At 34.7% G+C, this 24585-nt stretch carries 24 protein-coding genes and 2 pseudogenes; 19 read left to right on the forward strand and 7 right to left on the reverse strand.

The window, feature by feature from the left end; all coding sequences use genetic code 11:
* Nucleotides 1–55: 55 nt before the first annotated feature.
* The 4 genes from BQ7474_RS10130 to BQ7474_RS10145 form a co-directional block, all read right to left on the reverse strand.
* Nucleotides 56–511 carry a hypothetical protein gene (locus BQ7474_RS10130; protein ID WP_082187929.1) on the reverse strand — a complete coding sequence of 152 codons (456 nt, stop codon included), beginning with the start codon at nucleotides 509–511 and terminating at the stop codon, nucleotides 56–58.
* Nucleotides 498–1316, reverse strand: a complete 819-nt coding sequence (locus BQ7474_RS10135; protein WP_073998727.1) for a DUF3100 domain-containing protein — start codon at nucleotides 1314–1316, stop codon at nucleotides 498–500. The genes BQ7474_RS10130 and BQ7474_RS10135 overlap by 14 nt, the downstream gene beginning before the upstream one ends.
* Before the next feature lie 9 nt (nucleotides 1317–1325).
* Nucleotides 1326–2504 carry a M20 metallopeptidase family protein gene (locus BQ7474_RS10140; RefSeq protein WP_073998728.1) on the reverse strand — a complete coding sequence of 393 codons (1179 nt, stop codon included), beginning with the start codon at nucleotides 2502–2504 and terminating at the stop codon, nucleotides 1326–1328.
* A 160-nt stretch (nucleotides 2505–2664) separates the two neighbouring features.
* Entirely contained in the window at nucleotides 2665–2946 is a 282-nt protein-coding gene (locus BQ7474_RS10145) for a YkvA family protein (protein WP_073998729.1), read from the reverse strand.
* Between the two features lie 140 nt (nucleotides 2947–3086).
* On the opposite strand from BQ7474_RS10145, the gene BQ7474_RS10150 reads away from it, so the two are divergent.
* From BQ7474_RS10150 to BQ7474_RS10185, 9 genes and pseudogenes are all read left to right on the forward strand, one after another.
* The gene (locus BQ7474_RS10150; RefSeq protein ID WP_073998730.1) at nucleotides 3087–4085 is read left to right on the forward strand and encodes a DUF4236 domain-containing protein; all 999 of its coding nucleotides are present in this window, start codon (nucleotides 3087–3089) and stop codon (nucleotides 4083–4085) included.
* A gap of 3 nt (nucleotides 4086–4088) precedes the next feature.
* Nucleotides 4089–4889, forward strand: coding sequence for a class I SAM-dependent methyltransferase (locus BQ7474_RS10155; RefSeq protein ID WP_073998731.1), 801 nt, complete (start codon nucleotides 4089–4091; stop codon nucleotides 4887–4889).
* Between the two features lie 231 nt (nucleotides 4890–5120).
* Nucleotides 5121–5816: an N-acetylmannosamine-6-phosphate 2-epimerase gene (locus BQ7474_RS10160; RefSeq protein ID WP_073998732.1), complete on the forward strand. Its 696-nt coding sequence runs from the start codon at nucleotides 5121–5123 to the stop codon at nucleotides 5814–5816.
* A 19-nt stretch (nucleotides 5817–5835) separates the two neighbouring features.
* On the forward strand, nucleotides 5836–6756 hold the full coding sequence (locus BQ7474_RS10165; RefSeq protein WP_073998733.1) for a dihydrodipicolinate synthase family protein: 921 nt from the start codon (nucleotides 5836–5838) through the stop codon (nucleotides 6754–6756).
* A gap of 11 nt (nucleotides 6757–6767) precedes the next feature.
* Entirely contained in the window at nucleotides 6768–8282 is a 1515-nt protein-coding gene (locus BQ7474_RS10170) for a sodium:solute symporter family protein (protein WP_073998734.1), read from the forward strand.
* Nucleotides 8283–8286: 4 nt separating this feature from the next.
* Complete coding sequence (locus BQ7474_RS10175; RefSeq protein ID WP_073998735.1) at nucleotides 8287–8736, forward strand: NanQ anomerase/TabA/YiaL family protein; 450 nt, start codon at nucleotides 8287–8289, stop codon at nucleotides 8734–8736.
* 65 nt (nucleotides 8737–8801) lie between these two features.
* Nucleotides 8802–9680: an ROK family protein gene (locus BQ7474_RS10180; RefSeq protein ID WP_073998736.1), complete on the forward strand. Its 879-nt coding sequence runs from the start codon at nucleotides 8802–8804 to the stop codon at nucleotides 9678–9680.
* 44 nt (nucleotides 9681–9724) lie between these two features.
* Nucleotides 9725–9907, forward strand: a pseudogene (locus BQ7474_RS11025) (MurR/RpiR family transcriptional regulator); the annotation flags it as partial.
* A gap of 48 nt (nucleotides 9908–9955) precedes the next feature.
* Complete coding sequence (locus BQ7474_RS10185; protein ID WP_235821515.1) at nucleotides 9956–10525, forward strand: MurR/RpiR family transcriptional regulator; 570 nt, start codon at nucleotides 9956–9958, stop codon at nucleotides 10523–10525.
* A gap of 169 nt (nucleotides 10526–10694) precedes the next feature.
* Here BQ7474_RS10185 and panB read toward each other — a convergent pair whose 3' ends face one another.
* Nucleotides 10695–11522, reverse strand: coding sequence for a 3-methyl-2-oxobutanoate hydroxymethyltransferase (gene panB / locus BQ7474_RS10190; protein ID WP_073998738.1), 828 nt, complete (start codon nucleotides 11520–11522; stop codon nucleotides 10695–10697).
* Nucleotides 11519–12430 carry a ketopantoate reductase family protein gene (locus BQ7474_RS10195; protein ID WP_073998739.1) on the reverse strand — a complete coding sequence of 304 codons (912 nt, stop codon included), beginning with the start codon at nucleotides 12428–12430 and terminating at the stop codon, nucleotides 11519–11521. Before BQ7474_RS10195 ends, panB begins: the two co-directional genes overlap by 4 nt.
* A gap of 648 nt (nucleotides 12431–13078) precedes the next feature.
* On the opposite strand from BQ7474_RS10195, the gene BQ7474_RS10200 reads away from it, so the two are divergent.
* The 10 genes and pseudogenes from BQ7474_RS10200 (at nucleotide 13079) to BQ7474_RS10250 (ending at nucleotide 23124) form a co-directional block, all read left to right on the forward strand.
* On the forward strand, nucleotides 13079–14230 hold the full coding sequence (locus tag BQ7474_RS10200) for a cation diffusion facilitator family transporter (RefSeq protein WP_073998740.1): 1152 nt from the start codon (nucleotides 13079–13081) through the stop codon (nucleotides 14228–14230).
* A gap of 341 nt (nucleotides 14231–14571) precedes the next feature.
* On the forward strand, nucleotides 14572–15027 hold the full coding sequence (locus BQ7474_RS10205) for a ferritin-like domain-containing protein (protein WP_073998741.1): 456 nt from the start codon (nucleotides 14572–14574) through the stop codon (nucleotides 15025–15027).
* Between the two features lie 687 nt (nucleotides 15028–15714).
* Nucleotides 15715–16044 carry a hypothetical protein gene (locus BQ7474_RS10215; RefSeq protein ID WP_073998743.1) on the forward strand — a complete coding sequence of 110 codons (330 nt, stop codon included), beginning with the start codon at nucleotides 15715–15717 and terminating at the stop codon, nucleotides 16042–16044.
* A 181-nt stretch (nucleotides 16045–16225) separates the two neighbouring features.
* Nucleotides 16226–17157: pseudogene (locus BQ7474_RS10220) on the forward strand (IS30 family transposase).
* Between the two features lie 287 nt (nucleotides 17158–17444).
* Nucleotides 17445–17747, forward strand: coding sequence for an ArsR/SmtB family transcription factor (locus tag BQ7474_RS10225; protein ID WP_073998744.1), 303 nt, complete (start codon nucleotides 17445–17447; stop codon nucleotides 17745–17747).
* 101 nt (nucleotides 17748–17848) lie between these two features.
* Nucleotides 17849–18217 (forward strand): arsenite efflux transporter metallochaperone ArsD, encoded by a 369-nt coding sequence (arsD, locus tag BQ7474_RS10230; protein WP_073998745.1) that lies wholly within the window; start codon nucleotides 17849–17851, stop codon nucleotides 18215–18217.
* A 32-nt stretch (nucleotides 18218–18249) separates the two neighbouring features.
* Nucleotides 18250–19992 carry an arsenical pump-driving ATPase gene (gene arsA / locus BQ7474_RS10235; protein WP_073998746.1) on the forward strand — a complete coding sequence of 581 codons (1743 nt, stop codon included), beginning with the start codon at nucleotides 18250–18252 and terminating at the stop codon, nucleotides 19990–19992.
* Between the two features lie 6 nt (nucleotides 19993–19998).
* Nucleotides 19999–20415 (forward strand): arsenate reductase ArsC, encoded by a 417-nt coding sequence (locus tag BQ7474_RS10240; RefSeq protein ID WP_073998747.1) that lies wholly within the window; start codon nucleotides 19999–20001, stop codon nucleotides 20413–20415.
* The gene (gene arsB, locus BQ7474_RS10245; protein ID WP_073998748.1) at nucleotides 20412–21452 is read left to right on the forward strand and encodes an ACR3 family arsenite efflux transporter; all 1041 of its coding nucleotides are present in this window, start codon (nucleotides 20412–20414) and stop codon (nucleotides 21450–21452) included. The genes BQ7474_RS10240 and arsB overlap by 4 nt, the downstream gene beginning before the upstream one ends.
* A gap of 112 nt (nucleotides 21453–21564) precedes the next feature.
* Entirely contained in the window at nucleotides 21565–23124 is a 1560-nt protein-coding gene (locus BQ7474_RS10250; protein WP_073998749.1) for an IS1182 family transposase, read from the forward strand.
* A 254-nt stretch (nucleotides 23125–23378) separates the two neighbouring features.
* Here BQ7474_RS10250 and BQ7474_RS10255 read toward each other — a convergent pair whose 3' ends face one another.
* The gene (locus tag BQ7474_RS10255; protein WP_073998750.1) at nucleotides 23379–24527 is read right to left on the reverse strand and encodes a cobalamin-independent methionine synthase II family protein; all 1149 of its coding nucleotides are present in this window, start codon (nucleotides 24525–24527) and stop codon (nucleotides 23379–23381) included.
* Nucleotides 24528–24585: the final 58 nt, after the last annotated feature.

A 24585-nucleotide genomic window follows, 5' to 3' on the forward strand; every position in this document is an offset into this window, starting at 1 on the left:
CCCATGCTTGTTAAAAAAAATTAACAGGCTAGGGCTTTGTTTTTTATAGAATATTTTAGTTAAAGATTCCCATGAAGAAATCACCAAGTAGGGCTGATATTAAAAATGTACCAGCAATTACAAATATTGATACAATAATACCTTTAGGTCCAACTTCTTTGAATGCTCCCCAGTCTTTTCCTATAATAATTCCTGCATAAGCAAGGATTGGTGTAATGATAGCGTTGATTGTAATTTTATCAACACTTTCTATTACAAATTCTGATATAGGTGAGATTGGGCTAGCAGCTAGGATTGCAATGATTGAAATCCATAGTACAGATGTTACTTTCTTTAGAGGAATAACATAGGATAGGAAATATCCTATTAGAGATATTACTGCCAAAACCAGCATTCCTGGTATAGAGCTTGTAAGAGTTTCTTCTCCAAGTGCATTTGCAAAGATGAACACGACAGTTGTTACAAGCAGTGCTTGGATAAGTCCTGGTAATTCTATCTTAAATTTTTCCATTATTTTTCTCCTCATCTACATTTCTTTTGCGGCCACCTAGTCTTTTATATAGGAATTCTGTTAGTGGCAATCCTAAAAATATACCAAGCGGTAGGGCAATAACAGAAGAAATCAAGTTTGAAAGACCCGCAAATGCTGTCATTTGAGCTTCCATTTCTGGATAGCTTGCAATAAGTGCTTGAAGGCCTGCAGTCATCATTGATGCAGATCCAGCGCCTGTACCCATTGCTGCTCCTAGTGGGCTAACAATGCCAAGGCTTATAAAAATTGATGTAAGTAGGCTTAGTATGATAGGACCAAAGATTGTTCCTATGATATAAACTGCCATTACACCCCTAAACTCTGGGCTTTCTGCACCGTAAGTATCTTGAATAAGGCCAACATTTGCCTCCCTACTTAAGGCATGGCACATGCCAACTGATTCTCTTTTTAAGCCAAGAAGAAGGGCAATTGGTAAAGATAGTAGGATGGTTCCAAGGTTACCAAAGTTTTGTAGAACAAGGGCAAGGCCCGCTTGCCTGATTGCTTCGATTTGAGCGCCACTTGTAACTCCTAGTTTTGCAATAAGGATACTTAGCATAATACTCATCATAGTATTTGCTACTGGTGCATTTTCAATACTTATTGTCTTAAGTGGTGACTTAAATAGGATAAAGGAAATAATCATAGCCCAGATTAGTGGAGAAAATACTATGGTTATTGTTCCAATTTCTAGGGTTTTAGGACCGATAAAAATTGCAAGAAGGGCCACCAAAAGCAGGGTCAAATGCATCGACCAATCTTTTTTAAAGTTCAAACTTGTCATAGAAAACTCCTATTTTAATGCTTCAAAGGCTGTAGCTAAAAATGTTGCAATTCCCTTGTAGAATAAGGTTTCGTCAAGATCAAATTTGGAGTTGTGGTTTGGATAGCAAACCCCATCAGAGTGAGCCTTAATGTTTGATAGGAACATAAAGCATCCTGGGACTTCTTGTTGGTAAAATGCCATATCTTCACCACCCATTACAGGTTTTTGCATTTCATAAACATCGTCTGGGAATAAATCACTAACTACATTTCTTACCTTGCTTGTAAAATCAACGTCGTTAATTAAAACAGGATAAAATCTTTCGTAATTTACATTTGCAGATCCACCATAAGTTTTTGCAATACCATCACAGATTTCTTCGATTCTTTTTTCGACAACATCTCTAACACCTTCGTCAAGGCTTCTTGCAGTTCCCATCATTTCAACCTTATCAGGTATAATGTTTTGTGTAAATCCACCGTTTATTTTACATACAGAGACTAGGGCGCTATCAACAGGAGCAATTTCTCTTGAGATAATTTTTTGAAGACCCATTAGGATTTCTCCAGATATAACAATTGGGTCAACAGCTAGGTGTGGGCTTGCACCATGTCCTCCCTTACCAATTACATCTATAGTAAACTTATCCATAGCAGCCATCATTTCATTGTCTTTAAATCCAATATTTCCTGTTGGAATATCTGCAAGGTGGCCGCCGTGCATACCTACGATATAGTCTACTTTTGGATTTTCAAGTACACCCTCTTCAATCATTGGTTTTGCACCACCAGGGATTTCTTCGCCAGGTTGGAAGATAAATTTAACAGAGCCCTTTAGCTTATCCTTATTTTCATTTATGATTTTTGCAGCTGTAAGAGCGATAGCAGTATGTGAATCGTGTCCGCAAGCGTGCATTTGTCCAGGGTGAGTAGATGCAAATTCAAGTCCAGTTTCTTCTGCAACTGGAAGAGCATCCATATCAGCCCTAATAGCAAGGCATGGACCTTCTTGGTCACCTTCTACTACACAAGATAGGCCGTTTCCATTAACGTATTCCTTATATTCAAGGCCAAGGTCTTCTAATTGTTTTTTAACAAATGCAATCGTTTTTGGTAAGTCCAGCTCAAGTTCTGGAATTTTATGTAACTCACGTCTAATATTTATACAATATTGTTCGTTATCTTTAGCTAGTCTTATATAATCCATTTTTTCCTCCTTATGAAAAATTAGTAATACTAACTACTTTTATTATAGCAAAATATTTTACTAAAATAAACTTAGTAAAGTAATTAATTAAATTGAGTTTTTTTTAATAACAAAAAATCCCAAACCATTAAAATTATGGCTTGGGACATATATTCAATTACTATTTAATTTCTTCGTAATTTAAATCTTCTATTTCATCTTTTTTCTCATCCATAACAGTATCTGGGATCATTTTGCCTGCAATTGTAAACAAGATCGCCATAACAACTGCATCGTCAAACCAACCTAAAAATGGTACAACGTCAGCTACCAAATCTGCTGGCATTACTGCGTAAAGTACTGCTGCTAGTACGGCGATTTTTGCACTTGCAGGAGTGTTTTTGTTAAATAAAGCTTTCATAAAAGCAGGGATTGATGTTCTGATTGTATTTAATTTATTCATAAAAACCTCTTTCTTAAAATGAGTTTGAATATTGTTAACTTGTATCATTATTATACTTGAATATTTTAAAAGTCAAGTTAATTATATTTAATATTAATAAAAAATCTTTTCTTTGGTATAATATTATTAAGGAGAATGATATGGGATTTAGATATAGAAAAAGCATAAATCTCGGCAAGGGATTTAGAGTAAATATGAGTAAATCAGGACCAGGAATTTCCTGGGGTGGCAAAGGATTTAGGCTTACAAAAACAGCCAAGGGAAATATTCGTGGGACAGCCTATATACCAGGCACAGGAGTATCCTACCAAAAGGAATTCAAAAACCCTTTTAATAAGACCAAGGCCCAAAAGGCCACAGCAAGCAATAAAAGAGAAGATGTAAGCACCAATTCCAAAAACTTTACAAATGATGTTGGTAATATCAGATCAGGAGATATGGGAGACTTAGTGGCAGCCAAAAAGCAGAACAAGACCAACAAGATTGTTGCCGTTCTCTTAGTTATAGCAGGGATAGGTCTTGCAATAGTAAACCCACTATTCTTGATCATATCAGCCTTAGGTTTGGTTTTCGGCCTATATAGTAAAAATAACAATACCATAAAAATAGACTACGACTTCACAGATGAGGCGGCCAAGGAGCTAAGCCGAACCAACAAACTCCTAGAAGGCATTATGGAATCAGATGATGTCTGGTTAGTCACAGAGGCAGAAGATCTGGGAGAAGAAACAGGCGCAGATATGAAAATCCTATCTCGCACACCAATAAACTACTACAAGGGAAACGACGAGATAGAAACAAACGCAGAGACCTTTACCCTAGATGCCACATCAAGCAAATTTATATTTTTGCCAGATTCTATTGTGATAAAAGAAGGAAGCAAGGTAAATGCCCTAAGCTTTAAGGACATAGACACCAACCTAGGCAAGATGACCTTCCTAGAAGAACAAACTCCAGCAAAAGATGCTACAGTCCTTGGCAAAACCTACGAGCACACCAACAAAGACGGCAGCCCAGACAGAAGATATAAGGAAAACAAAGAAGTCTATATAGTAGAATACGGCTTCCTATCCCTTTATAACTCAACGGGCTTAGATACATTGATAGTATTTTCAGATACAGTTTTAGATGGGGAGTAAGAAATGGACATAAATGATGTTTTAAAAATTACCGATGATTTAAAAAGAAATGATGAACTATACAAAATTTTTGATGAAGAAAAAAGGCTTGAAAGTAAGGCTGGATCAGTTGAAAAAATAACGACAGTTAATGAAATTGACAAACTAATAAATAGCAAAACAAAAGCTCTGGATATTGGAGCGGCAACAGGCGTATATAGCCTTTATTTAGCAGAAAAAGTAGATGAGGTAGTATCATTTGAGCCATCCAGTGCTAATTTTTCAAAGTTAAATGAGAAGATTTCTCAAGAAAATATTAAAAATATCAAAGCTTACAAAAAGTCATCCATGGATATGGGTGATCTAGCTAGCAATTACTTTGACTTAGTATTACTTTTTGGTCCAATGTATCACCTATCAAATGAAAAAGATAGACAATTTACCCTAAAAGAGGCTAAAAGAGTTTGTAAGAAAGGTGGTCATATCTTAATAGCATTTATAAATCACGATATGATCCCAATGACAGAAACTAAATACAATCCAAATTTCATGTCAACAAATCTTTTTGACCAAGGAAAATTGAGGGTTAAAAACACTCCGTTCATATATTTCACCCTAGATGAATGCACAAAAATGCTAGAAAACGAAAACTTAAAAATAAAAGAAAGAATAGCAAGCGATGGATTTTCTGAACTTTTAGCAGATAAAATAAACCAAATGACCGAGGAAAGTTTTCACACGTACTTATCATGGCACCAAAGCCACTCAAAAAATGAAAATTTATTATCAGCAAGCAACCACTTTTTGTTTGTGTGTGAAAATTAATAAAATAGAGCTGTTAGGTAATTAATTCTGCCTTATCAGCTTTTTTTGTTTGTAGCAAAATAAGGTCATATCATTTTCTTGTTTTCCTGAATTCACTTTCACCAAAAACTTAGGGAAAACGGGAAAATGTTATCTTGTTTTGCCTTTTATTGAAAGTAATTTCTGAATGTGCCAAGTAAATTGAAATTATATTCAAGACGGTATATAATTGCCTTAAATGAGGAGGAAGGAATGAGCGATAGTAAAAAAATTGAATCTTTGAAGGGTAAGCTCATTGTTTCTTGCCAAGCCTTGGCTGATGAACCTTTGCATTCTTCATTTATTATGGGAAGGATGGCAAGAGCTGCCAAAGTAGGTGGGGCAAGTGGCATCAGAGCGAATACTAGCGAAGATATTAGAGAAATCCAAAAAGAAGTGGATCTTCCAATTATAGGCATAGTTAAAAGAGACTATGACGATTCGAAAGTATACATAACACCAACTATGGCTGAAGTTGAGGAACTTATACCAACTAATGTAGATGTCATAGCCCTAGATGCTACAGGAGATATTAGACCAAATGGACTTAGTCTTGATGATTTTTATAAGGAAATCAGAGACAAGTACCCAGACCAATTGTTGATGGCTGATTGTTCTACTGTCGAAGAAGCTATCCATGCAGATGAACTTGGTTTTGATTTTGTTGGCACAACCTTGGTTGGATACACAGACCAATCTAGGGAAGATAAGATCGAGGCAGATGACTTTGCTATACTTAGGAAGATTATCAAAAATGTAGGTGCAAGGGTCATTGCTGAGGGCAATATCAATACACCGGAAAAGGCAAAGAGGGTTATAGACCTTGGTGCTTATAGTGTAGTAGTTGGATCAATAATAACTAGACCACAAGTTATTACAAAGAATTTCGTTGATAAATTAGCAGAATAATTATATAGGAGAGGATAATATGAGAAATTTAGACAAATACAAGGGAGTAATTCCAGCATTTTATGCTTGCTATGATGAAGAAGGCAACATCAGCCCAGAAAGAGTGAGAAATCTTACCAAATACTTTATCGAAAAAGGCGTTAAGGGAGTATATGTTAACGGTTCTTCTGGAGAATGTATCTACCAGAGCGTTGAAGATAAGAAAATCGTTTTAGAAAATGTCATGGAAGAAGCAAAAGGCAAATTAACAGTTATTGCCCACGTAGCTTGCAACAACACAAAAGATTCTATGGAACTTGCAGCTCATGCAGAAAGCCTTGGAGTAGATGCCATAGCTTCTATACCACCTATATATTTTAGACTACCAGAATATGCTATTGCAGAGTATTGGAACGACATATCATCTGCTGCTCCAAACACAGATTTTGTAATCTACAACATCCCACAACTAGCAGGTGTTGCACTTACACCAAGCCTATTTGCAGAAATGAGAAAAAATCCTAGAGTAATAGGCGTGAAAAACTCATCAATGCCAGTTCAAGACATACAAATGTTCAAGCAAGATGCTGGCGAAGATTACATCATTTTCAACGGTCCAGATGAACAATTTATCTCAGGCCGTCTAATCGGTGCAGAAGGTGCAATCGGTGGAACATATGGAGCTATGCCAGACCTATTTTTAAAGATGAACGAACATTTAATAAATGGAAACTTAGAAGAAGCTAGAAATATGCAATATGACATCAATGCTATCATCTACAAGATGGTATCAGGCCATGGCAATATGTATGCAGTTATCAAGGCTATACTTAAAGAAAATGAAAACTTAGACCTTGGCTCTGTAAGAAAACCTTTAGCAGGACTTATAGATTCTGACCAAGCTATAGTAAAAGAAGCAGCTGCCATGATTAATAAAGCTCGTGAGAAATACATTGTATAAGGAAATATCATATGCAGGGTTTTACAACTATTGACTTAATCATACTTATAGCATATCTTGGAGCAGTTCTCTTTGCTGGTCTTCACTTTTCCAAAAAGGAAATGAAGGGCAAGGAATACTTCAGAGGCGATGGATCAATCCCATGGTGGGTAACATCAGTTTCTATCTTTGCTACCCTACTAAGCCCAATATCCTTCCTATCACTTGCTGGTAACTCTTATGCTGGCACATGGATAATGTGGTTTGCTCAGCTAGGAATGCTTATAGCTATACCATTTACTATAAAATATTTCCTACCTATCTACAGCAAACTAGACATAGACACAGCTTACCAATACCTAGAAATCAGATATCAATCCAAGGGCCTCAGGGTCCTAGGGGCAATCATGTTTATAATCTATCAAATCGGTAGAATGTCCATTATCATGTACCTACCTTGTATGGTTCTATCAGAGCTAATGGGTATTAGCGTGGACCTATTGATTATAATCATGGGGGTTATAGCTATCATATATTCATATACAGGTGGACTAAAATCAGTACTATGGACAGACTTCATCCAAGGCTCAGTTCTCCTAATAGGTGTAACATTTGGACTAATATATCTTGTAAGCAACATAGATGGTGGCCTTGGGGCAATAAACTACGAACTATTTGCCAACAACAAGTTTTTGGCTGTTGACCAACCAATCTTTGATGCAAATATCCTAAAAGATAGCGTGTTTTTACTAATATTTGGAGCTGGTATCAACACCATAGGATCCTATGTATCAAGCCAAGATATAGTACAAAGATTTACAACAACAAACGACTCCAAACAACTTAGAAAGATGATGATAACAAATGGATGCTTATCCCTATTCATAGCTACTGTGTTTTACCTAATAGGTACAGGACTATATGTCTTCTACCAAAGCCAAGGTAATCCACTACCACCAAGTGCCCAACAAGACCAAATCTTTGCATCTTGGATAGCTTACGAACTTCCAGTAGGAGTTACAGGTATCCTACTAGCAGCCATATATGCAGCCAGCCAATCAACCCTATCAACAGGACTAAACTCAGTTGCATCAAGCTGGGCCTTAGACATCCAATCAACTTTCAACAAAAAAGACATGACCTTTGAAAAACAAACCAAGATAGGCCAAAGAGTTTCACTGTTGGTAGGTATATTTGCCATAGTAGTATCAATTCTACTAGCTCATGGTGGAGTCAAATCAGCTTACGAATGGTTCAACGGATTTATGGGACTAGTTTTAGGAATCTTGGTTGGAATATTTATCCTAGGTGCCTTTACAAAAGTTGCCAACAAATTTGGAGCAAGCCTTGCTTTCATAGTCGCTTCATGTGTGATGGTATATATCAAATACTTTGTTGACCCAGCCAAAGTATCATTCTGGTCATACTCTATGATATCAATTGCAGTGTCACTTGTCGTAGGCCTTCTAGGATCTGTCATCTACAACAAGGTCAAAAAAGAAAAATTCATCCCACCAGCAAACTCAACAGTATATAAGGAAGTGTAATAATATGATATTTGGCAATATTACAAACTTGAGCGAATATAATTTTCTAGAAGAAAAAATCAAAGAATGCTTCGTTTATGCCAAGGCCAATGATTTAAAATCATACAAGCCTGGACGCCACGACATAAAAGGTGATAAACTATTTGTAAATTTAGTAGAATATGAAACTACAAATCCAGAAAATAGGTTCTGGGAAGCTCACAAAGATTATATAGACCTTCATCTTCTCTTGGATGGAAAAGAGCAAATAGACCTTAATTTCCTAAAAAATATGACATTGGGTGATTATATCAAAGAAGATGACTACCAAAAGATAGAAGGAAACAAAAATTCATCAGTAGTTTTAAGTGAGGGAGACTTTTTAATCTGCTACCCTAATGATGGTCATATGACAGCAATAGCAGTAAATGATTCTCAAAAAATCAAAAAAGCAATATTTAAAATAAAGATTTAATCTTTAAAAAGGCATGTGCTCTGGCATAATGCCTTTTTGTCAATTATAAAAACAAGGAGAAAGACTTGAAAAAATACATAAGCATAGACATAGGTGGAACTTTCATCAAATACGGTCTAATAAGCGAAGATGGGACCATAATTGAAAACCACGAAATGCCAACCCAAGCCCAAAAAGGTGGCGAAGAGATCCTAAACAAGGTCCTAAAAATCATAGAAAACTACACAAAGAATCATCAAATAGAGGCTGTAGCCATATCCACAGCTGGCATGGTCGACAGGGAAAAAGGATCCATTCGCTATGCCTCAGATCTCATACCAAACTACACAGGAACAAACTTCAAAAAACCAATCAAGGAAAAATTTGGCCTCAACTCTTCAGTAGAAAATGACGTCAACTGTGCAGGCCTTGCCGAATACACATCAGGAGCAGGTAAGGATAGCAAGATTGCCCTCATGTTAACCATAGGAACTGGCATTGGTGGCTGTGCTGTAATAAATGGAGAAGTCTACCAAGGAGTATCAGGCTCTGCCCTAGAAGTAGGCTATATGAAAATAGAAAATGGAACTTTCCAATCCCTTGGCTCAGCCAAAAGCTTAGTGGAAAAAGTGGCCATAGAAAAAAACGAGAGCATAGAAGATTGGGATGGCAAAAAGATCTTTGACCTTGCCAAGAAGTCTGATCCTATTTGCACCAAGGCCATAGATGAAATGTGCCAAGCCCTAGCCATAGGCATAGCAAACATCTCCTATGTACTAAACCCAGATACAGTAATACTAGGAGGGGGCATAATGGCCCAGGAAGATTACCTCTATGACATAATAGATAGCAAGCTAAAAGAAAATTTGGCCAAGCCTATATATGAGCAAATCAGCCTCAAATTTGCCAAACACAGAAACTCCGCAGGTATGCTGGGGGCTTTCTATAACTACAAAAACAATTAAGGAGGTCAGCCATAGACTACCGCAGAAAATCAGTTATTGAAAATATAGAATCAAATTATGAAAACTTCACCCCAGTAGAGAAAAACATAGCTGATTTTTTCATTCACAATAATAAAAAGGGAGACTTTGCAGCCAAAAAATTAGCAGAAAAACTATTTGTATCCGAAGCCTCTCTATCAAGATTTGCCCAAAAATGTGGATTTAGAGGCTATAGGGAATTTATCTACGAGTACAAGCAAAATTTTGTTGTAAAACAAGAAGTCATCACCCAAAACGTGAGCAAAGTACTGACAACCTACCAAGAACTATTGAACAAAACATATTCGCTAATAGACGAAAATCAAATCAAAAGAGTCATAGACTATTTTAATAGTAGCAATAAGGTCTTCGTATGTGGTAAGGGATCATCAGGTCTTGCAGCAAACGAGATGGAACTTAGGTTCATGAGGATAGGGGTAAACATAGACTCCATCACAGATGCTGACCAGATGAAGATGCGAGCTGTCTTTCACACAGCAAATAGTCTAATCATAGGTCTAAGCATAAGCGGTGAAACAGAAGAAGTCTTATACTTTTTAAAAGAAGCTCACAAGAGAAAGGCCAAAACTGTTCTAATCAGCTCACAAAATAGGACTGAACTAAAAGACTACTGCGACGAAATAGTCCTAGTACCATCACTTAAACACCTAAACTACGGCAATGTAATCAGTCCCCAATTCCCCCTATCAGTAATGGTAGACCTTCTCTACTCCTTTTTCGTAGATGAAGATAAAAACCTAAAAGAAAAGATGCACGGACATACCCTAGAAGCCCTAAATGTAGGCTACAAAAGAGAAAACAAATAGGGGCTGTTGCAAATCAATAGATATATATCGTTCCATCATTGGGGTGCACTCTGAGAAAATTTGAGATTTAGCCCGCCGGCTCATGGAGGCCAAATTTTCTTAGAGGGTGCCATAATGATATTGGAACGATTTATCTATTTTGCAACAGTCCCTTGTTTTCTAACATTTATTATAAATCGCTTAAGTCAACATCCCTATTAAAAGAATATTCTTCACTTGGGAATTGGCCGCTTACAGACTCATCGTGGTAAGCATTAAGACCCTTTAACATTTCTTCTCTGACATTGGCAAATATCTTTACAAATTTTGGTTTAAAATCTGGATACATACCAAGCATATCTTGTAAAACTATAACTTGGCAATCTACATCTTTTCCAGCACCAATTCCTAATATTGGCACAGAAACACTTTCAGCAATCTTCTTGCCAACAACACTTGGAACACATTCCAAAACTATAGAAAAACAACCAGCTTCTTCCAAGGCCTTGGCATCATCGATTAGTTTTTTGGCAGAATCTCTAGTGGTTCCCTGAACCTTAAAACCACCAAGCATGGTTGAAGATTGAGGAGTAAGGCCAATATGGCCCATCACAGGAACACCAGCATTAATTATTGCCTTGATAGTATCAACATATTCCACTCCACCTTCAAGTTTTACACAATCACAGCCAGTTTCCTTAAAAATTCTCACAGCATTTTCCACGGCCTTTTCCTTGGAAATTTCATAAGAACCAAAAGGCATATCAACAGTAATAAAAGTATTTTTTGCTCCCCTAACAACAGCACTTCCATGGTGGATCATATCATCAACAGTAACAGGAACTGTAGAATCATAACCAAGCATGGTCATGCCCAAAGAGTCCCCAACCAAAATAATCTCCACATCACTCTCATCAACAATAGATGCCATAGTATAATCATATGCTGTTACATAAGCAAACTTTCTCTTCTCTTCCTTGTACTTTTTGAAGTCTAGTATAGACATTTTCTTTTTCATATATTTTCCTCCTTAGCCTTAATCAACAATGTTATAGCCTCGTTATAAGGACAAGCTATACCCTTCGCCATAGCCTTATCGACAATAACTTTGTTGATTTTATCAATCTCGCTCTCGTTCTTCTTCAAGAGATCAGCCCTCATTGAAGAAGTATTTTTCCCGGTTTTCTTTGCGGTTTCAATAACCCTATCAAAAATTTCTTCCTTATCAAAATCATATCCATATAAGTTGAAAATATGGCAAGCTTCACTAACCAGAAGCTTAGACATCTCTCTGGCATGAGAATTTTTGTATATGCAAGAATTTTCCTTATCAGCAAGAGCTGTAATAGCGTTAATGCCAATATTTATGAACAACTTTTCAATCATCAATTTTTCAATATTTTGACTAATTTCAAGGTCAAAACCAGAATCGATGAGAACTTTTTTTACAATATTTAGACTGTCTTTGTTAAAATCATTTTCGCCCAAGAAACTTTTCCCACTACCAGCATGAAAAACTTTCCCATAAGAAAGAATGGTTGAACCATGGGTAGTAGAGCCAATCACAACATGGCTTTTATCTTGAAACATTTCCAAATCTTTGTCATTACCATAACCATTTTGTAGGCTTACAAGAATAGTATCATCAGAAATCAGATGAGAAATATTTTCTAAAGCCTCCATATTTTTGATGGATTTTACAAAAGAAAAAATAATATCGGGCTTAGGCAAATTTTCATCATACATATATGCAGGAATATTATAAAAATGTCTAGAATTGTCATTTTCAATAAGCTCTATGCCGTCCTTATTAATCTTATCGATCTTTTCTATCTTGTGATCAATAAGAAAAACCTCGTTATTTACTGACAAATAACAAGCAAACAAAGACCCCATAGCACCTGCACCAAGTACAGCTATTTTCAAAATTACCTCCAAAATTTATCGAAAAAATCCGACAATATAAATTGAGATAGCACTTAACACCATACAATCTAGTATTATCTTTAAAATTATTAAACAATTTGATGCCTTCTATAATAAAAAGTAAAGCTCAAATCAATCTTTATCCAAATATCATCTCCTAACAAAAAAAGCACGCTATAATTGTCTATAATTTAACAAAAAACAAAAATAGCATGCCTAATAAACACTGTATTTTGAGTCTCATTAAATATATAAGCTCAATTTTTTAAAATAAAAATGGTGTAAGAGTATAGTTTTGCATTCAAATACTATCTCTTATCTAATTATAACAAGAATTTAATATTTTACAAAAGTAAAGTGACTTTGTTAGGAAATAAACCTCCATAAAAGCAGAAAATAGCCATATTAGCTATAGTTTAAGATTTATATTAAGAAACATTTTTTAAAGATAAGAGAATATTTATCAATTGCTGGAGGATATCTATCCAAAAATGATAGCTATGACATAGCTAAATTTATTTATGATTATTAATTTTGTAATCACTTGATTTATGACAAGTAAAAGCGCACATTTTTATTATTAGAGCAAAACAGTATAGTATTTATAAACAAAAATGATAATTATACAGTAAGTAGAAAGTTAATAAATTGAAACGATTTGAAGATTTTAAGAAGCTAGACCAATTAGAAAAAGAACGAGAAAATAAAATTATAAAAACTAGCATATTTGGCATCATTGGCAATGCAGTCCTTGCAATATTTAAAATATTTATAGGAATGAAATCAAATTCCATAGCTATATTGGTAGACGCAGTCAACAACTTATCAGATGCAGGATCTTCTGTTATAACTATTGTCGGAACAAAACTTGCCGGCAAAGAAGCTGACAACAAGCACCCCTTTGGCTATGGTAGGATAGAATACCTATCCGCTATGGTGATATCAGTCATCATCCTATACGTAGGTATAACATCCCTAGTAGAAGCAGTAAAGAAAATATTTAATCCCATAGAGCCATCATATAGCCTCATGAGTATTATCATAGTAAGCCTATCTGTCAGAGTAAAACTAGTCATAGCCCACTATTTCCTAAAGGTAGGAGAAGAGGTCAAGTCCGACTCTCTCATAAACTCAGGCCAGGATTCCAAGCTTGACTCTATAGTATCATTGTCAATTCTCCTAGCCGCAGGCATTTTTGTAATGTTTAATATTTCCCTAGAAGCCTACTTGGGAGCAATTATATCAATTATCATTATAAAATCTGCCATAGATATGCTAAGCAAAACTATATCACAACTTTTGGGAGAGAAAATTGACCCAGAGTTAGCCCAAGTAGTAATCAAAACAGTTGAAAACTTCCCAGGAGTAGAAGGAGCCAGCGCCCTTGTACTTAACAACTACGGTCCCAACGACTGGAATGGGTCTATCGATATAGGAGTGCCAGAGACCTACACAGCAGAAGAATTTGATGAAATCATTAGAGATATTCAGCTAGAAGTCTACTACAAGCATAACATCATCCTCACTGCAGTAGGAGCCTATCCTATTAATAAAAGCAACCGTAAGATTATAAACATAAAGGATGAGATTAGAGAAATAATTTTCTCTCACGAGCATATAGATGGCCTCCATGGCTTGTATGTAGATGAGATAGATAAGGAAATCAGGTTTGATGTCATCATAAGTCTAGATGCTAAAGATAGGTTAGAGCTACTGGAAGAAGTAGTATCAGATGTCAAATACCACTTCCCAGCATACACTATCGAGGCTTTCCCAAATATAGACTATGCGGGTAGGTAGTAAGGCTTGTTAACCTATATTTTTATAAGGATTTGCTTATATACCCTTATGATAATATTAGATTTACTATTAAACTAACAACCAATTGTTTTATATATAATTATTTATGAAAAATATATAAAAAATACTTGAAGTTTATAATGGTACTAGTATAGTGAGCACAACAAGATAACCATTGAATGATGGATGTATAACTAAGTAATTACTCCATGAATTATAGCTTATAAGAAATTTATAAAAGGATATCTTTTTAATACCTTATTAATTATAGTTGTGGGAGAATAACATTTTTATACACAAAAGCTCGATTCGGAAATATTATAATACAATTGGAGGATATTATGGATAAAGAACAATTAATACAAGGCTTACAAGGCATTGTAACACAGTTATCTCAATATGCAGAACAACATAGATTACAAGCTATTGTATTTGAAGACCAAGGATTCACTAAACTAAGAGAAAAGTACAATGGACACGCTCAAGAAGAAATTGGATTTGTAGAACAATTTGCCCAAAGAATTTTAGATCTTGGTGGAGAAGTAAAGCTTGAAGATAAAAAAGCTATGCCAATATATAAGGATCCTATTGAATTTATAAAATTCGATTTAGAATTATCCAAAGAAGCGCAAAATCCGCTATTAGAATTAGTAAACGGCTCAATGTCTGAACCAAAGACATACGACTTACTAAGAGCATATTATGAAGATGAAGAAGAAGATAAGCTTTGGAGCGAAAATGAATTAGAATTAATTGAAAAAATCGGTGAACAAAACTGGTTACAAAATCAATTATAATAATTTAAATTATATAAATTAAAATATATTTAAAAATTAATTACAAGTGATATGATTACAAGAATGGGGCTGTTGCAAATTGATAGATATCAAACGTTCCATCATTGGAGTGCACTCCCAGAAAGTTTGAGATTTAGCCCGTCGGCTCATGGAGGCCAAACTTTCTGGGAGGGTGCTCGAATGATATAGGAACGATTTATCTATTTTGCAACAGCCCCTTTTATATTTTTATAAAACTCCCAATTGACAGCGACCTAGTCCCTGGTAAAATAACATATAGAAATATTTCTATATAAGGAAATGTATCTATGGGGAAGTAGGCGATGATATGAGCTTGCCAAATAGAACAAAACATCGCTGTCAGATTCAGGTGTAGGAACTATAACAGGTGTAACCGACAAAAAACAAAAAGAAAATTAGATATAGCTAACGAAAACTATTGATAAATAAAAATAATTATGTTTAATTTAAATTAACCAAAGGGGGAGTGGGTGGAACATCAAGAATAAGTATAAATAAAATAGAGACAGAAAAAACAGTGCCGACTCTAGTGATTGCGAATAATATAGCGAATGCTTTAGTGGTTTGGGAAACTGTACAGGATCAGTTAACTCATGTTGTTGGAAGACAGGCAGCTATTTGGATTCGTATGGCACTTGAATGGATGCTATAAAGAGGTTAACCATAATGGCAGGGCTAATAAAAGAGAATTTTAACGAAGAAGTATTAATAGAATTATCTTGGATTATGAATGTGATTGATGAAATAACCCAAAGATATGGGATTGAAACATATGAGACGGTTCTTATAAAGAATCGTATACAACCTGAGGAAGAAAACGCCATAGATCATTTCTTTGCACTAAACATTAGAAAATTAGAGAGCTTGACAATTGGAGATATTCAAAAAGAAATATCAAAGTACTATTTTCAATTGACGAAGAGAGAATGGCGTATATCAGACGAGATAGTTGAAAAACTGATTCGATTAAAGCTAAATATTTTGCAACAAGATTAAAAAAGAAAAAATAGAACTTAGATTATGTTATAGTGAAAGCGACCTAGGAAATTCTAATGACTAGGTCGCTTTTTATGAATGATAAGTTGTAAAATTAAATGCGACACTAGAATAAAATAGAAAACTCATACTAACTTCGTGTAAAATGTTAATAACTACAAAAACACACGCGGAGGTTAATATGAACTATAAACTTCTTACCATAAATGATGGAAATAAGATAGAGGTACTAAGTAAAGAGGGCTATTCTTCTAGAAGAATAGCGAAAATTTTAGATTTTCATCACTCCACAATATCTAGAGAATTAAAAAGGTGTGATAATAATTATGAAGCTATCTATGCCGAAAAAGATAAGATTGAAAAATCATCATCTAAAGGCAGAAAGGCAAAAGCTGATAACAATATCATAAAATCCATATCTGAAAAACTCCATAAGAAGTGGTCTCCTGAGCAAATTGCAAACACTGTATGTAAAGATATTGTATGCTTTAAAACAATATATAATTGGATTTATTCAGGAATTATAGACTTTGATATTTCCAAACTAAGAAGAAAAGGAAAATCAAGAAAAGCCAAAGAAACAAGAGGTAGATTTAACATTGGTAAATCAATAAATAAAAGACCTAAAGAAGTTAAAAAAACAATACTTTTGGTCACTGGGAATTAGATACAGTTGTGTCATCTAGAGGTAAAAGTAAAGGTTGCATAGCAACATTTGTAGAAAGAAAAACTAGATTTTACATAGCCTTACCTATGGTAGATCGAAGTAAAAACTCTATGCTAGAAGCAATTGACAAACTAATTAAATCTTTACCATTAGAAGCTTTAAAGACTTTCACATCTTACAGAGGCAAAGAATTTGCTTGTTATGAAGATGTTGAAAAACGAGGTATAAGTTTTTATTTTGCTGATGCATATTCAGCATGGCAAAGAGGCAGTAACAAAAATTCTAATGGTTTATTAAGAGAATATTATCCTAAGAAGACAGACTTATCTAAAATATCTGTTAATGAGTTAATAAGTAATTTAATGGAGCTTAATACTAGACCTAGAAAATGTCTAGGATATCAAACTCCATTTGATTTGTTTATGCACGAACTTAGTTTGATTTAAGTGTCGCAGTATTAGTTGCAATTCATCACATAAAAATCCGGAATAAATCTAGATTTTTCAATTAATTACCATAAAGCTCATTAATCTCCGGATATGCTAAGTTTAAAAAAAAATAAACTCACCCACAAACCAATAAATAAAAGGCTTTCAGGTGGGTTTTAGAATGAGTATTTTAGCTTGGGCCGGGATAAGTTTTACTATATTCTCAAACCCCCCTTACCAATCATTTGACAAATATAAATTCCTTAATATAATACATATAGAAAGATTTCTATATGAGGTGGATTATGGCAGTTGATTATGAAAATATAGCTAAGAAGCTTAAGGTAATATCTGATCCTAAGAGGCTTAGGATTATTGATATGTTATCTTGTGATGAGCTTTGTGCTTGTGAGATACTTGAGAAATTTGATATTACTCAGCCTACCTTATCTCATGATATGAGAAAGCTTGAAGAGGTTGGTCTTGTTTCTAGCAGGAGAGAGGGTAAGAATACCTACTACTTTTTGGATAAGGCTAGTTTGGATGAGATTGAGGATGGTTTAAGTCTTATATTTAATATCCAAGATGATTGTATTTGTAAGGAGTAGATCCAAAGCAAATATTTTTTCTCTAACATATAGAAGTATTTAAATATGTCTATATGTGATTTACCAATTATAGGATGATTTTAATTTTAAGGAGGATTTTTATGAAGAAGATGTATATATATGAAGGCCCTATGTGTTGCTCAACAGGTGTTTGTGGACCAAGCCCTGATGAAGAACTTATGAGAGTTTCTACAATTGTTGATAGGTTGACAAAAAATGGAGCTAACATTACTAGATACAATTTGACCAATGATACAAATGAGTTTGTGGATAACAAGATTGTGAATAAGTTTTTAAATGAGAATGGCGAAGAGGTACTTCCTATTACTATGATAAATGATGAGGTTGTTATCACTCGTAGATATCCTAGCAATGAAGAATTTTATGAAATGTTATTATTGGATGATGATATAGATGAAACTGAGGAAGCTGCTGGCCCTTGTGGATGTGGCGGATCCTGTGGATGCTAGTTGGAGTTTTGAACTAACTAAGGGGGATACAATTGGAAAAATTTGATATCAACCATATTGATTTGACAAAATATTTATTTTTTACTGGCAAGGGAGGAGTAGGAAAGACTTCTACAGCCTGTGCTAGTGCTATAAGTCTGGCTGATAAGGGAAATAATGTTCTATTAATCAGCACTGACCCTGCTTCAAATTTACAAGATGTCTTTGAGACTGAGCTTGATAATAAGGGTGTGAGGATAGAAGGTGTGGCAGGTCTTACTGTTATTAACCTTGATCCTATAGAAGCTGCTAATGAGTATAAGGAAAGCGTAGTTGGTCCCTACAGAGGAAAGTTACCTACTAGTGTAATAGAAAATATGGAAGAGCAATTATCTGGATCTTGTACTGTTGAAATAGCTGCCTTTAATGAATTTTCTAAGTTTATAACTGCTGCAGACCTAAAGGATGCATATGACTATATAATATTTGATACTGCTCCAACAGGCCATACTCTAAGGATGCTCCAACTTCCTTCTGCTTGGACTAACTTTATCAGCGAATCCACCCACGGAGCTTCATGCCTAGGTCAATTATCAGGCCTAGAAGATGAGAAGGAAACATATAAGTATGCTGTGGAAACCTTAGCTGATGGGAGTCTTACAAGCTTAGTATTAGTTGCAAGACCTGAGGAGACTCCTCTTCTTGAAGCAAATAGAGCATCTCATGAACTTTCAGAACTAGGCATTAAAAATCAAATCCTTATCATAAATGGACTTTTAAGTGCCTATGATGATGAAGTTTCTAAAGCTTTTTATAAGAAGCAAAAAGAATTTTTAGATGCGATGCCAGATGACATTAAGGATCTTGAAACATACTTTATACCACTTAGGGGATACAACTTAAATAGCATCGAAAATTTAAGATCTTTGCTAGTTGAAGATAAGGATTATACTAGTAATCTAGATCTTAGCATAGATGAAACCCCTAGCTTAAAAGATATCATAGATGACTTACACAAAAATGAGAAAAAAGTTATCTTTACCATGGGTAAGGGTGGTGTAGGAAAGACCACATTAGCATCTGCCATTGCCAAGGGACTTGCTGATAAGGGACAAAAAGTCCATCTAACTACAACTGACCCTGCCAACCATTTGACTGGAATGATTGAAGAAGATGACTTATTAACTGTAAGCCATATAGATGAAGAAGAAGAGCTTAAAAAATACCAAGAAGAAGTTTTAGAAAATGCTAAAAAAACTATGTCTGATGATGACTTGGAGTATATAAAAGAAGATTTGCGTTCTCCTTGTACTCAAGAGATTGCTGTATTTAGAGCCTTTGCAGATGTGGTGGATAAGGCGGATAATGAGATCGTTGTTATAGATACAGCTCCAACAGGCCATACACTTATGCTCCTAGATTCGACAGAATCCTACAACCAAGAGATAGAAAAAAACCAAGGTAATGTTCCAGAGTCAGCAAAAAAACTTCTACCTAGACTAAAAAATAGTGAGGAAACAGAAGTCCTAATTGTTACCCTTGCTGAACCTACTCCCTTCTATGAGTCTGCAAGGCTTGAAGAAGACCTAAAGAGAGCGGGAATTTATAGCAAGTGGTGGATTATAAATTCATCTATATATAAAACTGGCTCTACTAACAAGACCTTAGAAGCTAAGGCTAACAGTGAGCTAGAATGGATAAATAAGGTTGATAAACGTGCAGATGGAAACTTCACAATAATCCCATGGTCTAGTGATCAGATTAAGGGTTCTAATTTAGATAAATTAATTAAGTAGGTATATATGACAGAAAAAACAAAAGTTGCATTTATATGCGTTCACAATTCTTGCAGGTCTCAGATAGCTGAGGCCCTTGGCAAGAAATTTGCAGGAGAGAAAATAGACTTTTACTCTGCTGGAACTGAGCTAGTAGATCAGATAAACCAAGATGCAGTCAGACTTATGAAAGAAATACACGGAATAGATATGGAAGCTGACCAATATTCCAAACTCATAGATGACCTACCTGAAGTAGACTATGTTATCTCTATGGGTTGCAATGTGGTATGTCCTATACTTCCTTTTAAGCACAAGAAATACGATTGGGGGATAGAAGATCCTACAGGCAAGTCTGATGAAGAGTTTATCAAAGTAATAGATGAAATCGAAGGAAAATTAAAGGACTTAATCAGTGAAATAGATGAGGAGGTAGATAAATGAAAAAACAAGAAGATATAAGCTTTTTTGAACGAAATCTTACATTTTGGGTCTTGATATGCATGGTTATAGGTGTTTTAATTGGACGCTTCATACCTGCTATTCCAGAGACTTTGGGAGAATTTGAGTTTTACAATGTATCCATACCAACAACCATACTTTTATGGATCATGATTTATCCAATGATGCTAAAGATTGACTTTAACAGTATAAAAAATATCAAAAACAATCCTAAGGGGCTGTTTATAACTTGGATTGCCAACTGGGTTATCAAACCATTTACCATGTATCTAATAGCTAGCTTATTTTTCTTTGGTATTTATAAAAATATCATTAGCGAAAATCTAGCATCAGAATATCTAGCAGGAGCAGTTTTATTAGGGGCAGCTCCATGTACAGCCATGGTTTTTGTATGGAGTAAGCTAACAAGAGGGAATAGTGCCTATACCCTAGTCCAAGTTGCTAGTAATGATTTGATTATATTAATTGCCTACATACCAATAGTAAGCTTTTTACTAAAGAGAGGCAATATCAATATACCTTGGGGGACCCTACTTTTATCAATCGTATTATTTATAGTAGTTCCTCTTATCCTAAGTATGATTACTAGAAACTATGTGATAAAAAATAAGGGTGAAGATTACTTAAATAATGAATTTATCCCATCATTTGATAAGTATACTATGGTTGGATTATTACTAACTTTGATAATTATATTTTCATTCCAAGGGATGAAAATTATCGATCAACCTCTAAATATTGCTCTTATAGCAGTACCACTTATACTTCAAACCTTGCTGATATTTGCTATAACCTTTGGCATGGCATATTTTGCAAAATTGCCTTATTCTATAGCTGCTCCATGTGGCATGATAGGAGCATCTAACTTCTTTGAATTATCTGTAGCTGTTGCTATCTCACTATTTGGACTATCATCTGGTGCAACCCTTGCAACAGTGGTAGGAGTTTTGGTAGAAGTACCAGTAATGCTGCTATTAGTAAGAATTGCAAACTCAATGGAAAATAAGTTTAACAGATAATTGTATAGTAATTTTTAAAAATTATCATAGAAAGGGGCTGTTGCAAAAGTCCTAACATAGAAAAAAGACGAGGAAACTAAAAATCCTCGTCTTTTTCTGATACAATGTATTTATGAAACAAAATATTAATACATCATCATTAACTAATTTTACACTAGTTGATGATACAATTCAATTAAAATTAAATTTTAACACCGAAGTATACATCCAAGATGACATAAAACTAAGGCTTGTAAAAAATATAATTGAAAGGATAGACCTAACAGAAATAAAGAAAGTCTACTCATCATTTGGAAGAAAACCTACTGTTAACCCAGTAACAATGCTTCAAATAATAATATTCTGCTACTCTGAAGGAATATTTACATCAAGAGAAATAGAAAAATCATGCAAATATGATCTAAGAATAAAATATCTTCTTGATGGACAAACTCCACCAGATCACTCAACAATAAATAGATTTAGACAAAAAATAATAAATCTAACCCCCAATCTACTAAATGAAATGGTCCAAATATTAATAGAAGAAAATCAGATAGACCTATCAAGTATATACATAGATGGAACAAAAATAGAAGCCTACGCCAATAGATATAGCTTTGTATGGAGAGGAAGCATAGAAAAGTGGCAAGAAAAACTAAGGATGAGAATAATAAAACACTTCAATTTAAACAAAGACCTAACTGCAAGCCAAGTATTAGAAGTAGTAAAAATAGTATTTAATCAAGTTAGTAAAGAATGCATAGAAAAGAAAATCAACTTTGTATTTGGACAAGGCAAAAGAAAACATCAGCTTCAGCGTGAGTATGAAATGCTAAAAGATTGGAAAAGCAAACTAGAAACTTACCAGAAACATCTAGAAATAATGGGCGATTACAGAAACTCCTACTCAAAAACAGACCATGATGCAACCTTTATGAGAATGAAAGAAGACCACATGAGAAATGGTCAACTAAAGCCAGCATATAACATTCAACTAGCAAGTGCCTCAGGCTTCATCATAGGAGAAAATGTATCCCATCACCCATCTGATATGTATACGCTAAAACCATTCTTAACAAAACTACTAAAAAGTTACCCAAACAAACTAGACAAAGTAGTAGAAGATGCAGGATATGAAAGCGAAGAAAACTATGTATATCTTGCAGAAAATAACTTAACATCCTACATAAAGCCATCAAACTATGAACAATCAAAAACACGAAAATATAAAAAAGAACAAGAATTTAAACAAAGCCTAATATATGATGAAAATCAAGACAAATACATATCACTAGAAGGGAAATTCTTTGTAAGATGCAAAGATAGGTATGATACTAAGAAAAGTGGATATGTCAGTATGAGTAAAGTCTATAGGTGCTTCGACTGGAACAAAGACGGTCAAAAAACTAAAGGGATCTACATAGCAGAAACATTCCAAAAATATAGGAAAGAATCATTAGAAAACATAATATCCGACCAAGGAATAGAAGAAAGACTAAACAGGTCTATTCAAGCTGAGGGAGCATTTTCCAAAATAAAATCAGGGCTAAACTACAACAGATTTCATCATAGAGGAAAAGCAAATATAATAAGTGAGATTTGCCTCTTATCAGTGGCATTAAACTTAAATAAACTAGCATCAAAAATTGAAAATAAAGATTTAGAAATCATAAAATACAAAGCTGCTTAAGAAAAAAACATTATTTTTATAAGCTCTATTAAGTGAACCTATTTTTATAAAAAATGTGGATAAATTAAATTTTATCCAATAAAATTCTAAAGAATCTAATGGCTTAAGATAAATATATTAGAAAAAAAGTGATGAGCAGAATAGATTTACCTATTCTGCAACATCACCTTTTATAATTGTATATTTTTAATAATTTATGTGGCTAGATGGACTAGCAATCTTCTGTTTTATAAATACTTACAGATTCTACTATCTTATTCACCCCAAAATTCCTTAGCAATTTCTTGGCCTTGGTCAATCTTTGCCCATTGTTCATCAACTGTTAGCTCGTTACCCTCATCACATGAAGCAAAGCCACATTGGTGGGATAGGTAGAGTCGGTCTTTGTCTATGATCTTGCTTGCTTTTTCTAATAGGTCTAGGACTCTTTCTTTGTCATCTATGGTGTTTGTTTTACTTGATAGAAGTCCTAGGACTACTTCAACATCTCGGTCTTTGAAAGCTTGAAGTGCCTCGATAGATCCAGCTCTTTCGTCATCCCATTCTAGGTAAAATCTGTCGTAGTTTTGTTTTTCCAAGAATAGGTGGGCAATGGATTCGTATGTTCCGTCACTTGCTGATCTTGACTGGTAGTTGCCGCGGCAGTTGTGGGTGTAAACTTTTAGTCCCAATTCGTGGCCATAGTCTATAACTTCGTTGTTGATATCTATGAATTTAAGCGCTATTTCTTCAGATGGCTTTTCTGATCCTTTAGAGATTGGTGAATTTTTGTTATCATCTGAGAATATTTCCCATATGCAGTCATCAAATTGGATGATTTCGCCTCCTACTTCTTTGAATTCTTTTAGGAAGTCCTTGTAAGACTCTATTAAATCTTTTTCAAAATCTTCTTCCTTGCCTTCGTAGTATCCGCCTTTTAGTCCACCAAATAAGGATTCTCCACCATATATTTGTGATGGGGATGGGATACATTGTTTGATTTGGGCATCTCCGGCTTCTTCTTTTAGTCTTTTGAAGTGGTCAATGAATGGGTGGTTTTTGCCATTTATTTTGCTTACAAATTTGATTCCTATATCTTTTCTTGTTTCATAGACCCCTTCATTGCCCTTGTCTCTAAATAGATAGCCTGTATCTGCTATGTATCTTTCTGCTCCATTAAGTCCCCATACAAAGTCCAGGTGCCAAAGAGATTTGGAGTGCTCTCCATCGCTTATTTGTGCTAGGTTGTGGTCTTTTTGAGATTTTACTACATCTGCTACTGACTTATCTTCGGCTTCTTTGTAGCCTTTTAGGTCATCGTAAAATGGATAGGTGATATCATCTCGTTTCCTTATTTCATCTTTATATTTTAATAGTTCTTCTTCTCTTAGTAACGATCCTACTGTCAAAAATCTTTTGCTCATAATTAGCTCCTTTATTTGATATATTTTAGAAATAAAACGCTTAAAGGCAAAATCAAAA

This window comes from Anaerococcus urinomassiliensis (assembly GCF_900128425.1).
GTDB lineage: Bacteria > Bacillota > Clostridia > Tissierellales > Peptoniphilaceae > Anaerococcus > Anaerococcus urinomassiliensis.

Bases quoted from the DNA above. Each gene is read 5' to 3' on its own strand.
- BQ7474_RS10130 (WP_082187929.1), bottom strand. From the start codon at position 511: ATGGAAAAATTTAAGATAGAATTACCAGGACTTATCCAAGCACTGCTT.
- BQ7474_RS10135 (WP_073998727.1), bottom strand. From the start codon at position 1,316: ATGACAAGTTTGAACTTTAAAAAAGATTGGTCGATGCATTTGACCCTG.
- BQ7474_RS10140 (WP_073998728.1), bottom strand. From the start codon at position 2,504: ATGGATTATATAAGACTAGCTAAAGATAACGAACAATATTGTATAAAT.
- BQ7474_RS10145 (WP_073998729.1), bottom strand. From the start codon at position 2,946: ATGAATAAATTAAATACAATCAGAACATCAATCCCTGCTTTTATGAAA.
- BQ7474_RS10150 (WP_073998730.1), top strand. From the start codon at position 3,087: ATGGGATTTAGATATAGAAAAAGCATAAATCTCGGCAAGGGATTTAGA.
- BQ7474_RS10155 (WP_073998731.1), top strand. From the start codon at position 4,089: ATGGACATAAATGATGTTTTAAAAATTACCGATGATTTAAAAAGAAAT.
- BQ7474_RS10160 (WP_073998732.1), top strand. From the start codon at position 5,121: ATGAGCGATAGTAAAAAAATTGAATCTTTGAAGGGTAAGCTCATTGTT.
- BQ7474_RS10165 (WP_073998733.1), top strand. From the start codon at position 5,836: ATGAGAAATTTAGACAAATACAAGGGAGTAATTCCAGCATTTTATGCT.
- BQ7474_RS10170 (WP_073998734.1), top strand. From the start codon at position 6,768: ATGCAGGGTTTTACAACTATTGACTTAATCATACTTATAGCATATCTT.
- BQ7474_RS10175 (WP_073998735.1), top strand. From the start codon at position 8,287: ATGATATTTGGCAATATTACAAACTTGAGCGAATATAATTTTCTAGAA.
- panB (WP_073998738.1), bottom strand. From the start codon at position 11,522: ATGAAAAAGAAAATGTCTATACTAGACTTCAAAAAGTACAAGGAAGAG.
- BQ7474_RS10205 (WP_073998741.1), top strand. From the start codon at position 14,572: ATGGATAAAGAACAATTAATACAAGGCTTACAAGGCATTGTAACACAG.
- BQ7474_RS10215 (WP_073998743.1), top strand. From the start codon at position 15,715: ATGGCAGGGCTAATAAAAGAGAATTTTAACGAAGAAGTATTAATAGAA.
- BQ7474_RS10225 (WP_073998744.1), top strand. From the start codon at position 17,445: ATGGCAGTTGATTATGAAAATATAGCTAAGAAGCTTAAGGTAATATCT.
- arsD (WP_073998745.1), top strand. From the start codon at position 17,849: ATGAAGAAGATGTATATATATGAAGGCCCTATGTGTTGCTCAACAGGT.
- BQ7474_RS10240 (WP_073998747.1), top strand. From the start codon at position 19,999: ATGACAGAAAAAACAAAAGTTGCATTTATATGCGTTCACAATTCTTGC.
- arsB (WP_073998748.1), top strand. From the start codon at position 20,412: ATGAAAAAACAAGAAGATATAAGCTTTTTTGAACGAAATCTTACATTT.
- BQ7474_RS10250 (WP_073998749.1), top strand. From the start codon at position 21,565: ATGAAACAAAATATTAATACATCATCATTAACTAATTTTACACTAGTT.
- BQ7474_RS10255 (WP_073998750.1), bottom strand. From the start codon at position 24,527: ATGAGCAAAAGATTTTTGACAGTAGGATCGTTACTAAGAGAAGAAGAA.